A 13,453-nucleotide genomic window follows, 5' to 3' on the forward strand; every position below is an offset into this window, starting at 1 on the left:
AGTCTTTCGTTCGATCCTCGGCCTATGTGGGCCGTTGGACGGGCACCCTCTCCTAAAGGGGAGCGATGCCCGTCTTAACCGAGCTTGATGACAGTTGCGCGACGACGGGCGGGCAGCGTTTCCGCATAGAGGCTGGCCATCGGCTCGTCCGACACTTCGATCGTCGATTCCGACGTGAAGCCGTTGAAGCCGGTGCGCATCGCCGCGCCATAGGCGCCAAGCATGCCGATTTCGATATAGTCGCCGACCTTCACGTCCGCCGGGAGCATGAACGGGCCGACCATATGGTCCATGTCGTCGCAGGTCGGGCCATAGAAGGAGAAGCCTTCCAGCTCTTCCTCGCTCTCATCTTCGCGCAGCAGGGCGACGGGGAAGCGCCAGCCGATATGCGCGGCGTCGAACAGCGCGCCATAGGCGCCGTCGTTGATGTAGAGTTCCTGACCGCGGCGGCGTTCGACGCGCACGATGATCGAGCTATATTCCGCCGACAGCGCGCGGCCGGGTTCACACCACAGTTCCGACGAATAGCTGACCGGCAGGCTTTCAAAGCCGCGGTGGATGGCTTCGAAATAATTTTCGAGCGCGACCGGCTCCATGCCCGGATAGATGGACGGGAAGCCGCCGCCGACATCGATGATGTCGACCGTGACGGCCGCGTCGACGATCGCGGCGCGCACGCGCTCGATCGCATCGCTGTAGGCCTGGGGGCTCATCGCCTGGCTGCCGACATGGAAGCAGATGCCCAGCGCATCGGCGGCCTGGCGGGTTGCCATCAGCAGCTCGCGGGTCTCGCCCAGCTCCGCGCCGAATTTCGACGCCAGGCTGAGTTCCGAATGTTCGGACGAAACGCGCAGGCGCACGCACAGCTCCAGATCGGTCGCATCACCGGTGGCGCGCATGATCTTTTCCAGCTCGTCGATCGTGTCGAGCGAGAAGGTGCGCACGCCATGGACATGGTACGCTTCCGCGATCGCTTCCTCGGCCTTGACCGGGTGCATGAAGCACAGCTTGGCCTTGCCTTCGAGCGTTTCGGCAACGAGGCGCACTTCGGCAATCGAGGCCACGTCGAAATGCGTGATGCCCGAATCGAAAAGCGTACGGATCAGATCAGGAGACGGATTCGCCTTGACTGCATACAGCGAGCGACCCGGAAACTTCTCAGTGAAGAAACGGGCAGCCCGAGCTGCTGCTTCGGGACGGATCAGCGTTACCGGTGCTGCCGGTGTGAGGGCGGTCGCTACCCCCAGCGCGCTATGATGCTTGTGCAACTCAAGGGACCTCCAGTGTAGTTCAGGGCGAAAAAGCTGCCTTGCGGTGGAAGTCCCATGGGGCAGCGAGCGGCCGATATATGCGGTGGGGTCCCTCCTGTAAAGCGCATATGAAAATTTTGTTGCGCAGCCTGCTATGAAACGTGCGTCATGCTCGATAGGTTGTTGAAAAGACAGGATATTTTGGCCGGACGAAAGATAGTTTCCACGGAATTAACGTGGAAATTAACGCGCCCGGCCGGGCAGAAACAGGAATGGAATCAGGATAGGCGGCCCTTGAAATCCGCGTAGGAAAAGCTGCGGATTTCCCGGAGTTCATCGCTCTGGGAATTCCAAAGCCAGATGGCCGGCAGGGGCACGCCGTTGAAGGTGTTGGTCTTCACCATCGAATAATGGGCCTGGTCGAGGAAGGCGATGCGGGCGCCCGGCTCGGCGCCGCCGGGCACCCGATAATCGCCGATGATATCACCCGCCAGGCAGGATGGACCGCCCAGGCGCGTGACCGGGCCGCCTTCCTGCTCATGCAGCATGGCGGGGCGGTAGGGTGCCTCGATCACGTCGGGCATGTGGCAGGTGGCGCTGATGTCGGTGATGGCAACGGGCATGCCATTGTCGATCACGTCGAGAATCTCGCCGACCAGGATGCCGGCATCGAGCGCCATCGCCTCGCCCGGTTCGATATAGAGTTCAAGCCCGGTCTGCGCCTTGATCGCCTGGAGGAAGGCGATGAGGTCGTCAATCTGATAGTCGGCGCGGGTGACATGGTGGCCACCGCCGAAGTTCAGCCATTTGAGGCCGGCGACATGGGGCATGACGAACGGCTCGATCGCCGCCCAGGTGCGCTGGAGCGGCAGGAAATCCTGTTCGCACAGATTGTGGACGTGGAGGCCGTCCACCCCGTCCAGATGCTCTGCGCGCAACTGGTCGACCGGGAAGCCCAGGCGGCTGTGCGGCTGCGACGGGTCATATTTGGGCACCTCACCCTCGGGGTGAAGCGGATTGAGGCGCAGGCCGATGTCGAAGATGCGGCCTTCGGCACGGGCGGCATCGATCACCGGCTTCATGCGGGCGATCTGGCCGGGGCTGTTGAAGATCACGTGGTCGGAAATCTTGAGGATTTCGGCCAGATCATCGGGCTTGTAGGCAGCGCAATAGGTCGCGACCTCGCCCTGATATTCCTCGCGGCCTAGGCGCGCTTCATAGATGCCCGAGGCGCAGACGCCGTCGAGATATTCGCCCAGCACGCCGCCCAGCGACCACATGGAAAAGGCCTTGAGCGCGCCCAGCACCTTGATGCCGGCGCGGTCGCCGATATCGCGCAGCACCGACAGGTTGCGTCGCACCGCCGCTTCATCGACGACGAAGGCGGGGGATGGGACGCGGTACAAGTCGAAATGGGCGAAAGCGGCGGGATCGCCAGCCTTGGTTTCCATGAAATTATTACTCCTGATCCGCCAGCGGGCGGACATCGTTGATCAGGGCCTTGAGGACCAGGCCGGGTTCCTCGACCATCGGCATATGGGCCGAATGCTCGAACCAGATGGTCTTCTTGGCGGGGGCTTTCAACCGGTCCATCCACTGCGCGGCGAGCGGCGAGGGCACGGTATAGTCGGTGCGGCCGAGCAGCATGATAACCGGCAGCTTCATCTCGTGGACCTTGGCGAAGCTGACATCGGCGACACGCGGCCACAGGGTGGTGGTCGAAAATTCGCTGCCCGCGCCCCAGGCCTTGCGGTCTTCGGGCGTATAGTCGGGCGATAGGCGCGGGGTCTGGAAATAGAGCGTCGGGTCGGGCCGGTCGGCCATCAGCGAGCCGTAAGGGATGGCATAGCGGCGCCAGCCATCCGCCTTGTCGATCGTGAACGGCCCGCTATCGGGATAGGGGGCAAGCGCCTTGATCGCCTTTACGGCATCGGTGTTGCCGGCCTTCCTTGCCTGAGCGATGGTCCAGTCCATGCCCATGCGTTCGCCGGCGCGGAAGTCGATCGCCTGGCCCATGCCGACATAGGCGTAGAGCAGGTCGGGTCGCTTGATCGCGACCGAGAGGCCGACGGCGGAGCCCCAGCTATGGCCGAGCAGGAAGACCTTGCGCTTGCCATAGCGGGCCTTGAGATAGTCGATCAGTTCGATCGCGTCGTCGCGATAGCGATCCAGCGTCATGGTCGGCGCGATCGCCTTGGGATCGTTCAGCGCATAGCTTTTGCCCGCGCCGCGCTGGTCCCACTGGACGACCGTGAAGAAATCCTCCCATGGCCGCTGGAACGACCAGGCGAAGGGCATTTCCACTGCGCCGGGGCCGCCATGGACATAGAGGAGGATTGGGTTGGCGCGATCCGCGCCCCGCACATTGATCGCCTGTCGCGCGCCGCCCAAGGCCACGACCAGATTTTCCTGGACGCCGCTGGGCGTCACGATGCGGTTGACGTCGGCGACGATGGCCTTGGCCGGGGCATAGGGATCGGCGGGCTGCTGCGCAGAAACCGGCGCTCCAAAAAGAGAAAGCGCCAGAACGGCGCTTGTCAGCTTTCGCATTCCATCCCCTCCATCATCCCGCTGCCACGGATCAACATGCCGCCCCACTCCTATGAACGCGCGGTTCAATGCGTGGGGCGGCATGCGATATCGCGTGTCGCTTAGAAGGCCAGCGGCGCGTCCAGTTCCTTCACCTGCCAGGGCAGGCCGTGCTTGTTCAGCATGTCCATGAAGGGATCGGGATCGAACTGCTCGATGTTGAACACGCCTTCACCCTTCCAGGCGCCGGTCAGCATCATGGCGGCGCCGATCATCGCCGGCACGCCGGTGGTGTAGCTGACCGCCTGGTTGCCGGTTTCGGCATAGGCGTCCTCATGGTCGCAGACCTGATAGATGTAGACGGTCTTTTCCTGACCATCCCTCTGGCCGGTCGCGATGTCGCCGATATTGGTCTTGCCCTTGGTGGTCGAACCCAGGCTCGACGGTTCGGGCAGAACGGCCTTCAGGAACTGCAGCGGAATGATTTCCTGGCCATTATAGATGACCGGATCGATCCGGGTCATACCGACATTCTGCAGCACTTCGAGATGCTTGAGGTACGCGTCGCCGAAGGTCATCCAGAAGCGGATGCGCTTGATTTCGGGATAGTGGGTGGCGAGGCTTTCCAGTTCCTCATGATACATGAGGTACATGTTCTTTTCGCCGACCTGATCGAAGTCGAACACCTGCTTGTGGCTCAATGCCGGGCCTTCGACCCATTCGCCGTTCAGCCAGTGACGCGACGGAGCTGTCACTTCGCGGATGTTGATTTCCGGATTGAAGTTGGTGGCGAAATGCTGGCCATGGTCGCCGCCATTGCAGTCGAGAATGTCGAGCGTGTCGATCGTGTCGAGCAGATGCTTCTTGATGTAGCTGGCGAACACGCTGGTGACGCCCGGATCGAAGCCCGAACCCAGCAGCGCCATGATGCCGGCTTCCTTGAAGCGCTCCTGATAGGCCCACTGCCAGCTATATTCGAACTTGGCGGTGTCGCGCGGTTCGTAATTGGCGGTGTCGAGATAGTCGGTCTTGGTCGCGAGGCACGCGTCCATGATCGCCAGATCCTGATAGGGCAGCGCCAGGTTCACGACCAGCTTGGGCTGGACCTTCTGGATCAGGGCGATAGTCTCTTCGACATTGTCGGCGTCGACCTGGGCCACGTCGATATCCACGCCGACCAGCTTCTTGACCGATTCGGCGACCTTCTCGCAGCTGACGATGCGGCGGCTGGCCAGCGTGATGTGGCTGAAAATATCAGGGTTCATCGCCATCTTGTGGACCGCGACAGACCCGACGCCGCCTGCGCCGATGACCAGAACCTTGCTCAATTCAACTGCTCCATAACTGTGGTCGCGCCGGACGCGCGAAAGCGCCCATATAGGGGCGTCGCGTGACAGAGCAAAGTCAGAGTTAGAAGCGCGCTCCGTCAACCTTCTGGATGGTCAGTGCTTCAATATCGATCGCAGGCACGCAGCGCAGGTTGATCGCGCGCATTTCACCCTGGGGTGACTTGCCGAGTGCGAAGGCTTCCGTCCCGCAGGTCTTGCAGAATTGATGCGTGATGGCGTGCTTGTAGAAGAGATAGTCGGTCAATTGCTCGGCGCCGCTGTCGAGGCGGAACTGATCGACGGGAACGAAGGTCAGGACGAAGCCCTTGCGGCCGCAATGGGAGCAGTTGCAGCTCATCGCCTCGCTGGGCGGATCGGCATCGACCGTGAAGGTGACGGCGCCGCAATGACAGCTTCCACTATAGGTCATCCTCGTTCTCCTTTTGATCCTTATGCTTCAACTGACCAGGCGCTTCAATCCCTCGACCGTATCGGCTTCCGCTGCCGGCTTGTCCTTGCGGATGCGGGCGATGCGGGGGAAGCGCATGGCGAGGCCGGACTTGTGGCGCTTGCTGTCATGAATGGAGTCGAAGGCGACTTCGAGCACCAGCGTCTTTTCGACCTCCCGGACCGGGCCGAAGCGGTTCACTGTATTCCCCCGGACAAAGCGGTCGAGCCATTTGAGTTCCTCGTCGGTGAACCCGCTATAGGCCTTGCCGACCGGCAGAAGCTCGCCATCCTCCGTCCAGCAGCCGAATGTGTAATCCGAATAGAAGGAGGAGCGTTTGCCATGGCCGCGCTGGGCATACATCATGACGCAGTCGGCGGTCAGCGGATCGCGCTTCCATTTGTACCAGAGCGCGGCCTTGCGCCCGGCGACATAGGGGCTGTCGCGGCGCTTGAGCATCACCCCCTCGATCGCGGCGTCGCGGGCGCCAGCGCGGATATCGGCCAGCGCCGCGAAATCGGGCGCGTCGATGACGGCGGACAGGTCGAAGCGGTCGGGCGATAGCTGCGCCATATAGGCTTCGAGGCGCGCGCGGCGGTCGGTCCAGGGGAAGGTGCGCAGGTCCTCGTCGCCCTCGATCAGCAGGTCATAGAGGCGGACGAAGGCGGGATAATCGGCCATCATCCTGGCGCTCACTGCCTTGCGGCCGAGCCGTTGTTGCAGGGCGTTGAAGCTGGCCGCAGCGCCTCCATGTTCTTTGGCGCCCTGAAACTCCCCCTTCACCAGCAATTCGCCGTCCAGCACGGCGTGACCGGTGAAGGCCTGCGCGATTTCGGGGAAGCTGCCCGTGATGTCGTCGCCCGCGCGGCTGTAGAGGCGCGTCTCGCCTCCATTTTTTGGGCCGGTGCCGACGATCTGGATGCGGATGCCGTCCCATTTCCATTCGGCCGCATAGTCGGCAAGGTCGACGCTGTCGGCTTCCAGCGGATGGGCGAGCATGAACGGGCGGAAATAGGGCGTGCCTTCCGGATCGGGACGGGCACTGCGGCCTTCGGCCCAGTCGAACAGGGCGGCATAGGGCGGGGCGAGGGCGTGCCAGACCTGTTCTACATCGTCGACGTCGAGGCCGAAGGCCTGGGCAAAGCCGGTCTTGGCGAGGCGGGCGGAAATGCCCACCCGCAGGCCGCCGGTGGCCAGTTTCAAGAGGGCGAAGCGGCCCGATGCGTCGAGATGGTCCATCATCTGCGCCAGCGTATCCGGTGCGGCGGCGCGGCTGACATTGTGCAGCCGGTCGATGACGCCGGACGGGCTGAGCGAGCCGTCGTCCAGTTCGGCCGGCTCATTGTCGGGGCGGGGCCAGAGCAGGGCGACGGTCTCGGCCAGGTCGCCGACATAGTCGCGGCTCATCTCGAACAGGATGGGATCGGTGCGGGCGCGGATCATCTCGCCGATGGCCGACGCCTTCACCGCCTTGAGGTCGAGATTGCCGGTCAGCGCGGCCAGCGCCCAGCCCCGGTCTGGATCGGGGGCTTCGCGCATATAGGCGGCGATCAGCGCCAGCTTGCCGTTGCGCGAGCGGGTGTAGACGAGGCCGTCGAGCAGTTGGGAAAATTGCCTCATGGATCAATCTCAATGACCGTTCGGGCTGAGCGAAGTCGAAGCCCAGCACTGAGCGAAGCGAAGTGGCTTCGACTTCGCTCAGCCAGGCCCTTCGACAGGCTCAGGGCGAACGGGTTAGACAGCATCACCCTTCCTCCTCATCCTCGCGGCCTACCAGCGCGAGCGCGCGGGCGCGATATTGGTGGGTCATGCACCAGTGGAGCAGGGCTTCCTCGCGGCCATGGGTGATCCAGGTCTCGCTCGGCGCGACCTCGCGGATGGTGTCGGTCAGTTCTTCCCAGTCGGCATGGTCGGAAATGACCAACGGCAGTTCGACATTGCGCTGTCGGGCGCGCTGGCGCACCCGCATCCAGCCTGACGCCATGGCGGCAATCGGGTCGGGCAGGCGGCGGCTCCAGCGATCGTTGAGCGCGGAGGGCGGCGCCAGCACGATGGCGCCGCGCATTTCCTTGGCCGGCACGCCAGTCGCGCCGCGCAACTTCCCCATGTCGACGCCGAAATCCTCATACAGCGCGCACATGCGTTCGAGCGCGCCATGGATATAGATGGGGTCATGATGGCCACGCGCCCGCAATTCGCAGATCACCCGCTGTGCCTTGCCCAGCGCATAGGCGCCGACCAGCACGCAGCGATCGGGATTGGCATGGAGGGCATGGAGCAGCCGGTCCATTTCGCTGCCGGTGTCGGGATGGCGGAAGACGGGCAGGCCGAAGGTCGCCTCGGTCACGAAGATGTCGCAAGGGACCGGTTCGAACGGCAGACAGGTGGGGTCGGGGCGGCGCTTGTAGTCGCCGGTCACTACTACCCGTTCGCCGGCATGATCGAGGATGATCTGCGCCGATCCCAGCACATGGCCGGCGGGGACATAGCGGATGGTGACGCCGCCCAGCCTGATCTCCTCGCCATAGCCCACCGCCGTGCCGCTGGCCGTGCCATAGCGCAGTGCCATGATCGCCAGCGTTTCCCGTGTGGCCCAGACATGGCCATGGCCGCCGCGCGCATGGTCGGCATGGCCATGGGTGACAAGCGCCCGTTCCTGCGGCTGCGACGGGTCGATCCACGCATCGGCGGGGCGGACATAGATGCCGGTGGGGTGGGGTTCGATCCAGTGCGCCATCAGATGCAGAATATGGGAAACGCGGTCCCGGTTCCGCAAGGGCCGTCATCGTCGCGTCATCGGGCGGTCATGCGCACGACACGCGCCTGCCCTATCGGCCGACCGAACGACCCGGCAGCGAGGAGTGCGCCCATGGCCGCATCGGCCCACAAGAAAGTCACCAATGCGGTGCATCGTCACCGCCATCTGTCGAAGCAGGGGCTGCTGGAACGCGCCTTCACCTTCGCCTTCCGCGGCCTGGTCTATGCCCAGATCTGGGAAGATCCGGCCGTCGACATGGAAGCGCTGGCGATCACGCCCGACAGTCATGTGGTGACGATCGCGTCGGGCGGCTGCAATGTCCTCTCCTATCTGACCGCCGATCCGGCGAAAATCACCGCGGTCGACCTCAACACCGCCCATATCGCGCTCAACCGGCTGAAGCTGATGGCGGCGCAGACCCTGCCCGATCATGCCGCCTTCCACCGCTTCTTCGCGCGGGCGGACAACAAGGCGAATATCGCCGCTTATCGCGAGATCGTGGCGCCGCACCTGGATGAGGCGACGCGCCGCTATTGGGAAGGCCGCGACATGACCGGTCGCCGCCGTATCGGTGGCTTTGCGCGGGGCATCTACAGGCATGGCCTGCTCGGCCGTTTCATCGGCGCGGCCCATCTGCTCGCTCGGCTGCATGGCGTGAACCCCAAGCGGATGCTGGACGCGCAGAGCCGCGAGGAGCAACTGGCGATCTTCGAGCGCGAACTGGCGCCGATCTTCGACAAGGGCTTTGTCCGCTGGCTGACCAGCCAGCCGGCCTCGCTGTTCGGCCTGGGCATCCCGCCCGCGCAGTTCGAGGCGCTGGCCGGCGACGACCGGATGGACAATGTGCTGAAGGCGCGGCTGAAGAAACTGGCCTGTGACTTCGATCTCAAGGACAATTATTTCGCCGTGCAGGCGTTCGGCCGTGGCTATGCAGGCGGCGAAGGGCCGTTGCCGCCCTATCTACAGGCGGCCAATCATCGCGCAGTGCGCGATAGGGCCGAGCGGGTCGATGTAAGCCACATCAACTTCACCGATTTCCTGGCCAATCAGCCGGCGGCATCGTGCGACCGCTATATCCTGCTCGATGCGCAGGACTGGATGGATGACGAGCAGTTGAATGCGCTCTGGGCGCAGATCACGCGGACGGCCAAGCCGGGCGCCCGCGTGCTGTTCCGCACCGCGGGCGAACCGAGCATCCTGCCCGGCCGGGTCGCTGACGATGTGCTGGCCCATTGGGATTATCGGGCCGACGCCTCGCGCGACTATACCGCGCGGGACCGGTCGGCCATCTATGGCGGCGTGCATCTCTATGTGTTGAAGGGCGCTGACGCATGAGCGGCCATGGGCAGCTGATGGACGGGGTCTATCGCTACCAGCGGCACATTTATGACCTGACCCGCAAATATTATCTGCTGGGCCGCGACGGGCTGATCGCCGATCTCGATCCGCCCGCCGGGGGCGCGGTGCTGGAGATTGGCTGCGGCACCGGCCGCAACCTGATCGCGGTGGGCAAGGCCTGGCCCAAGGCGCGGCTCTATGGCGTCGATATCAGCGATGCGATGCTGGACACGGCGCGCGCCTCGGTCGCCAAGGCGGGCATGGCGGATCGGGTGACGCTGGCGCAGGGCGATGCCTGCGGGTTCGATCCGCAAGCACTGTTCGGCCGTGCAAGCTTCGAGCGGGTGTTCATCAGCTATGCGCTGTCGATGATCCCCGAATGGGAAATGGCGCTGGTCCAGGCGGCGCGCTGCGTGGCGCCCGGCGGCAAGCTGGAGATTGTGGATTTCGGCCAGCAGGAGGAATTGCCGGCGCTCTGGAAACGGGCGCTGTTCGGCTGGCTGGAGCGGTTTCACGTCTCGCCTCGACGCGAACTCAACGGCGCGATCAACCGACTGGCACAGGATATGGGCGGCTTCCCCCATGTCCGGACGCTCTATCGCGGCTATGCGGTCAGGGGCGGACTGATCCGGGTCTGATGTTGGATTTGTAGGAAAGGCTGCGCTTAACTTCGCACATTTCCCGCACATTGTGACATTTGATATCCAATGTAGGAAATCTTGTTGCGGACGGGGGCAGGGCGGATGGCTCCGACCCGGTTCATCATAGCGGCTTTTGCGCGGATAGGACAGGGCGGCGCTGCGATCGGCCGCCCCGTTCCTGTCCGGTCAGGCCGCCTGGCGCTCCAGCAGTTCCAGTTCCAGCCGGTCCCAGATTTCGACCAGCGCCGACACCAGGTCGCGCATCATCTCTTCATTATGGGCCGGGCCGGGGGTGAAGCGCAGTCGCTCCGTGCCGCGCGGCACGGTCGGATAGTTGATCGGCTGCACATAGGCGCCATATTCGGCGAGAAGGATGTCGCTGATCCGCTTGGCCTTGACCGGATCGCCCACCATCAGCGGCACGATATGGGTGACCGAGTTCATCACCGGCAGGCCCGCGTCGCGCATCAGTTGCTTGAGCTTGGCGGCGGAGGCCTGCTGGCCTTCGCGCTCGGCGCTGGAGCCCTTCAGGTGCCGCACGCTCGCCAGCACGCCCGCGACCAGCACGGGCGAGAGCGAGGTGGTGAAGATGAAGCCGGGCGCATAGCTGCGGATCACGTCGACGATCATCTGGTCGGCGGCGATATAGCCGCCCATCACGCCGAATGCCTTGCCGAGCGTGCCTTCGATGATGGTCAGGCGATGGGCGACATCGTCGCGCTCCGAAATGCCGCCGCCGCGCGCGCCATACATGCCCACTGCATGGACTTCGTCGAGATAGGTGAGCGCGTTGAACTCGTCGGCCAGGTCGCAGATTTCCGCGATCGGCGCGACGTCGCCGTCCATCGAGTAGACGCTTTCGAAGGCGATCAGCTTGGGCGCTTCGGAATCTTCGGCGGCGAGCAGCTCGCGCAGATGATCGAGATCATTATGACGGAAGACGCGCTTCTCGCAGCCCGAATTGCGGATGCCCGCGATCATCGAGGCGTGGTTCAGCTCGTCCGAAAAGATGATGCAGCCCGGCAGGATCTTGGCGAGGGTCGAGAGCGTCGCTTCGTTCGAGACATAGCCCGAGGTGAAGAGCAGGGCCGCTTCCTTGCCATGCAGGTCGGCGAGTTCCGCCTCCAGGTCGACATGATAATGGGTGTTGCCGCCGATATTGCGGGTGCCGCCCGATCCGGCGCCGACATCATGGAGCGCTTCCTCCATGGCGGCGACCACCTTGGGATGCTGGCCCATGGCGAGATAATCGTTCGAGCACCAGACGGTGATCGGCTTCGGGCCGTTATGGCCGTGGAAGCAGCGGGCGTTGGGGAACGCGCCCTTGTTGCGCAGGATGTCGATGAACACGCGGTAGCGGCCCTCGCTGTGGAGCCGGTCGATCGCCTGCGAAAAGATATGCTTGTAATTCACTACGCCGTTCTTCCCGTTGCTCGCGCGCCGGTTCTTCTATGGTCGCGCCATCCTCTGCCTGAGGAGTGCATTTACCTGCGCGCGCCTGCCATTGCCAGCGATAACCGCTCGCAACGATACGCAGATTCCCTATCAGTGTGATCGAAACGCTTTGCCATTGGACAAATGGCCTACCCCTGGGGTCAGAGCGCGTCGATGCGATCAAGGCCATAGCCGGCCAGCGCGTCGCGCAGCGCCTCGACCTGGTCATCGACGCGGGTGAAGACGGCGATGCCGGGCGAGGGCGCATCCGGCCAGGGCTGTCCTTCGGTCAGGAAGGCGATGCGCCGGGCTATCCCTTCGCCGCCATGGACGAAGCCCATCGGATGCGGCGCGGTGGCGGCAAGTTCTTGTTCCACCAGCGGAAAATGGGTGCAGGCGAGGACGACCATGTCCATCCGATCGCCACCCGGCTGATCGAGAAGCCCCGCCAGAGCGTCGCGGGCGATGGCAGGATCGAGCGTTTCGCCGCGCAGCTTCGCCTCGGCCAGTTGCACCAGCGCGGCGCTGCCATGGCGCAGCACGGTGCAGTCGGCGCCATGTTCGGCGGCAAGTCGGTCGACATAGGGCTGGCGCACGGTGGCATTGGTGCCCAGCACGCCGAACACCCGGCTTTTGGACAATAGTGCCGCCGGCTTGATCGCCGGGACGGTGCCGACCACCGGAATGTCGAGCGCGGCGCGCACATGCGGCAGGGCTATGGTCGAGGCGGTGTTGCAGGCGATGACGGCAAGGCGCGGGCGATAGCGCTCCACCAGCCGGCCGAGCAGGGCGGGCACGCGCGCGGCGATCTCCGCCTCGCTCTTGGTGCCGTAAGGGAAGCCGGCGCTGTCGGCCGCATAGACGACCGGGGCGTTCGGCAAGGCAGCGCGGGCCGGAGCGAGGATGGACAGCCCCCCCACGCCGGAATCGAAGAAAAGGATGGGAGCGTCTGGTGCGACCGTCATGCGCGCCTGTGTCGCGGCATGGGGCGGGAGTGTCAACGCCCGGTGCTTGCAAAGCGGGCCGGTCGCTGCCACCTCGCGGGCCGATCGAAGGAGAACAGAATGACCCAGCCCAGCATGAAGCAGAAGATGATCGCGGGTGAGCCCTATCATGCGAGCGACCCGGAAATCATCGCGGACCAGCTGGCCGCAGCGGCGTGGATGCAGCGTTTCAACGCGACCCTGCCGCCCGAGCGCGAGGCGCTGCTGCGCGAGCGGCTGGGCGCGCTGGGGGCGGGATCGACGATCCGGCCACCCTTCCACTGCGACTATGGCTTCAACATCTTCCTGGGCGCGGGCGTGTTCCTGAACTTCAACTGCGTCATCCTGGACGTCGTGCCGGTGACCATCGGCGATGGCACGCAGATCGGCACCGGGGTGCAGATATTGACCGCCGATCATCCGCGCGATCCGGCCGAGCGCGCCACCGGCATCGAATGGGGCGTGCCGATCAATATCGGCCGCAATGTGTGGATCGGTGGTGGCGCCATCATCCTGCCCGGCGTGACGATCGGCGACGATGCGCTGATCGGTGCGGGCAGCGTGGTGACGCGCGACGTGCCGGCCGGTGCAACCGTGGTCGGCAATCCCGCGCGGGTGCGGTAAACCGATACTGCCCATTGCTCCTCGCGCCTGTCACGCTATGGTCGCGCGCAACAATCAGAACAGGCCGGCCGATTGCATCGGCTGTCCTGTGCTGGTCTTTTGATGTACCGCGTTTTCCGA

At 64.2% G+C, this 13,453-nt stretch carries 12 protein-coding genes; 3 read left to right on the forward strand and 9 right to left on the reverse strand.

Translation table 11 applies throughout. The features are described 5' to 3' along the window. Positions 1 to 74: 74 nt before the first annotated feature. The 7 genes from BRX37_RS06420 to BRX37_RS06450 all read right to left on the reverse strand — a co-directional run bounded on the left by BRX37_RS06420 (position 75) and on the right by BRX37_RS06450 (position 8,292). Positions 75 to 1,268: a type III PLP-dependent enzyme gene (locus tag BRX37_RS06420; protein WP_004207266.1), complete on the reverse strand. Its 1,194-nt coding sequence runs from the start codon at positions 1,266 to 1,268 to the stop codon at positions 75 to 77. Between the two features lie 260 nt (positions 1,269 to 1,528). Continuing rightward, on the reverse strand, positions 1,529 to 2,701 hold the full coding sequence (locus BRX37_RS06425) for a carboxynorspermidine decarboxylase (RefSeq protein ID WP_125985964.1): 1,173 nt from the start codon (positions 2,699 to 2,701) through the stop codon (positions 1,529 to 1,531). 7 nt (positions 2,702 to 2,708) lie between these two features. Then, a complete protein-coding gene (locus tag BRX37_RS06430) occupies positions 2,709 to 3,800 on the reverse strand; it encodes an alpha/beta fold hydrolase (RefSeq protein ID WP_125985965.1) in 1,092 nt (363 codons plus the stop codon). 101 nt (positions 3,801 to 3,901) lie between these two features. Then, a complete protein-coding gene (locus tag BRX37_RS06435; protein ID WP_125985966.1) occupies positions 3,902 to 5,107 on the reverse strand; it encodes a saccharopine dehydrogenase family protein in 1,206 nt (401 codons plus the stop codon). Between the two features lie 82 nt (positions 5,108 to 5,189). Next, positions 5,190 to 5,537, reverse strand: coding sequence for a GFA family protein (locus tag BRX37_RS06440; RefSeq protein WP_125985967.1), 348 nt, complete (start codon positions 5,535 to 5,537; stop codon positions 5,190 to 5,192). 27 nt (positions 5,538 to 5,564) lie between these two features. Beyond that, positions 5,565 to 7,175 carry a cisplatin damage response ATP-dependent DNA ligase gene (locus BRX37_RS06445; RefSeq protein ID WP_125985968.1) on the reverse strand — a complete coding sequence of 537 codons (1,611 nt, stop codon included), beginning with the start codon at positions 7,173 to 7,175 and terminating at the stop codon, positions 5,565 to 5,567. A gap of 124 nt (positions 7,176 to 7,299) precedes the next feature. Further along, positions 7,300 to 8,292 carry a ligase-associated DNA damage response exonuclease gene (locus tag BRX37_RS06450; RefSeq protein ID WP_125985969.1) on the reverse strand — a complete coding sequence of 331 codons (993 nt, stop codon included), beginning with the start codon at positions 8,290 to 8,292 and terminating at the stop codon, positions 7,300 to 7,302. 132 nt (positions 8,293 to 8,424) lie between these two features. Here BRX37_RS06450 and BRX37_RS06455 point away from each other — a divergent pair, with 132 nt between their 5' ends. Then, the gene (locus BRX37_RS06455; RefSeq protein WP_125985970.1) at positions 8,425 to 9,648 is read left to right on the forward strand and encodes a BtaA family protein; all 1,224 of its coding nucleotides are present in this window, start codon (positions 8,425 to 8,427) and stop codon (positions 9,646 to 9,648) included. After that, positions 9,645 to 10,289 (forward strand): class I SAM-dependent methyltransferase, encoded by a 645-nt coding sequence (locus BRX37_RS06460; protein WP_125985971.1) that lies wholly within the window; start codon positions 9,645 to 9,647, stop codon positions 10,287 to 10,289. Before BRX37_RS06455 ends, BRX37_RS06460 begins: the two co-directional genes overlap by 4 nt. Positions 10,290 to 10,478: 189 nt before the next feature. On the opposite strand, the gene hemA is transcribed toward BRX37_RS06460, so the two are convergent. Continuing rightward, a complete protein-coding gene (gene hemA, locus BRX37_RS06465; RefSeq protein ID WP_125985972.1) occupies positions 10,479 to 11,705 on the reverse strand; it encodes a 5-aminolevulinate synthase in 1,227 nt (408 codons plus the stop codon). A 182-nt stretch (positions 11,706 to 11,887) separates the two neighbouring features. After that, entirely contained in the window at positions 11,888 to 12,691 is an 804-nt protein-coding gene (gene murI, locus BRX37_RS06470; protein ID WP_125985973.1) for a glutamate racemase, read from the reverse strand. 99 nt (positions 12,692 to 12,790) lie between these two features. Here murI and BRX37_RS06475 point away from each other — a divergent pair, with 99 nt between their 5' ends. Continuing rightward, positions 12,791 to 13,333, forward strand: a complete 543-nt coding sequence (locus BRX37_RS06475; RefSeq protein ID WP_048937137.1) for a sugar O-acetyltransferase — start codon at positions 12,791 to 12,793, stop codon at positions 13,331 to 13,333. The last annotated feature ends 120 nt before the right edge of the window (positions 13,334 to 13,453 follow it).

The sequence above is a fragment of the Sphingomonas sp. S-NIH.Pt3_0716 genome, assembly GCF_003950715.1.
Classification (GTDB): domain Bacteria; phylum Pseudomonadota; class Alphaproteobacteria; order Sphingomonadales; family Sphingomonadaceae; genus Sphingobium; species Sphingobium yanoikuyae_A.

What these genes read in the sequence shown, in the direction of transcription:
- BRX37_RS06425 (WP_125985964.1), bottom strand. Translation starts at nt 2,701, where the DNA reads ATGGAAACCAAGGCTGGCGATCCCGCCGCTTTCGCCCATTTCGACTTG.
- BRX37_RS06430 (WP_125985965.1), bottom strand. Translation starts at nt 3,800, where the DNA reads ATGCGAAAGCTGACAAGCGCCGTTCTGGCGCTTTCTCTTTTTGGAGCG.
- BRX37_RS06440 (WP_125985967.1), bottom strand. Translation starts at nt 5,537, where the DNA reads ATGACCTATAGTGGAAGCTGTCATTGCGGCGCCGTCACCTTCACGGTC.
- BRX37_RS06445 (WP_125985968.1), bottom strand. Translation starts at nt 7,175, where the DNA reads ATGAGGCAATTTTCCCAACTGCTCGACGGCCTCGTCTACACCCGCTCG.
- BRX37_RS06450 (WP_125985969.1), bottom strand. Translation starts at nt 8,292, where the DNA reads ATGGCGCACTGGATCGAACCCCACCCCACCGGCATCTATGTCCGCCCC.
- BRX37_RS06455 (WP_125985970.1), top strand. Translation starts at nt 8,425, where the DNA reads ATGGCCGCATCGGCCCACAAGAAAGTCACCAATGCGGTGCATCGTCAC.
- BRX37_RS06460 (WP_125985971.1), top strand. Translation starts at nt 9,645, where the DNA reads ATGAGCGGCCATGGGCAGCTGATGGACGGGGTCTATCGCTACCAGCGG.
- murI (WP_125985973.1), bottom strand. Translation starts at nt 12,691, where the DNA reads ATGACGGTCGCACCAGACGCTCCCATCCTTTTCTTCGATTCCGGCGTG.
- BRX37_RS06475 (WP_048937137.1), top strand. Translation starts at nt 12,791, where the DNA reads ATGACCCAGCCCAGCATGAAGCAGAAGATGATCGCGGGTGAGCCCTAT.